1 pseudogene is annotated in these 1,387 nt (G+C 61.9%); it reads left to right on the top strand.

The features are described from left to right. Window positions 1–240 precede the first annotated feature (240 nt). Window positions 241–1,089 (top strand): annotated as a pseudogene (locus M3I56_RS40525) (ISNCY family transposase); the annotation flags it as partial. Window positions 1,090–1,387: the final 298 nt, after the last annotated feature.

Here is a 1,387-nt window from a genome sequence, read left to right as displayed (position 1 = left end):
GTGACCGGCCGTGGTGCCGGCACGGATAGAAGTTAGATCGGGCATACGCCCGACATCGAGCGCTCCGAACCAAAGACTATTGACACGTGTTGTGACGCACGCGAGTTATCCACCGCCTGCCGACGTTCTGGTCATGTGAAGGGACCCGGCGGCAGGCCGTGGATAACTCGCGGAGTCCTAAAGGAGAATCTTGCGAATAAAACTGTCATCGAGGGGGCTTGACTTCGAATACCCCATAGAAGCTACTTCGAGGCGACGCGCGCATATATCGAACGCCACGGCAAGCCTGGCGCGTTCTACAGCGACAAGGCGAGCGTGTTCTATGTGAAGAAGCGTTCGGAGACCGCAGGCAAAGGTGTCACGCAGTTCGGCCGCGCCATGTACGAGCTCAATATCGACACCTTCTGCGCGAACTCGAGCCCCGCCAAGGGGCGCGTCGAGCGGGCGCACCTCACGCTGCAGGATCGCCTCGTCAAGGAGCTGCGGCTGCGCGGCATCAGCACCATCGAGGCTGCCAACGCCTATGCGCCCGCCTTCATGGCCGCCTATAACGCGCGCTTTGCGAAGCCGCCACGCAGCGCTTTCGATGCGCACCGGCCGCTGCGCACCGACGAGGATCTCGACGCGATCCTGACCTGGCGGGTCCTGCGCAAGGTCTCGGATTCACTCACGCTGCTCAACGATCGCGTGATCTGGCTGCTGGACGATACGCCGGCTAACCGCAAGCTGATTCACCGCTACATCGAGGTGTGGGAGTATCCCGACGGACGCCTCGAGATCCGCGCCGACGGGGTGGTGCTGCCCTGTGTGCCGTACGACAAGCTCGCAGAGATCGACCAGGGCGCGGTGGTGGAGCACAAGCGTCTCGGTCATGCGCTGCAGGTCGCCCAGGCGATCCAGGCGCAGCGCGACAACCGCCGCGTATCGGGCTCGCCATCCCGCACGAATCGCGGCGCTGCGGTACGCAAACCGAAGCCGTTGCCCGGCACGCGCAAGCAGCGCGAAGTGACGCTCGAGGACTTGAATGCGGCGGTAATGGGGACTCACCGGAACCCGGGCAGGCTCGGTGCTAAAAGCCCCCTCAAATAGAGAGATAAGAGCGCCAACACCGCCCTCACCCGAACCCCCAAACCAATCAAAACCCGACATTTCTTATATGGTCGCCTCCCATTTGCAAGGTGATTGTGCGTGGCGAGGAGGGTGGTTGCGGACTTATATCCGGACTCGATCGCGGGCATGCCCGCCGGCCCCGATGGATTTCGCCGCAAAGGTCCTAATCTAATTAGCGGACTCGAGGTCCGAGAAATGTCTCAGGCTTGCCTTTGCGCGGTCCAACCTGTCTTGCCATCACTCAGTACACCTGTGCAACCGTGAATGGGGTTACTGC

It is taken from the genome of Paraburkholderia sp. CNPSo 3281, from assembly GCF_024206515.1.
Classification (GTDB): Bacteria; Pseudomonadota; Gammaproteobacteria; order Burkholderiales; family Burkholderiaceae; genus Paraburkholderia; species Paraburkholderia nodosa.
Note: the sequence above shows the minus strand (reverse complement) of the source record. Positions and strands in the feature narration are given on the sequence as shown.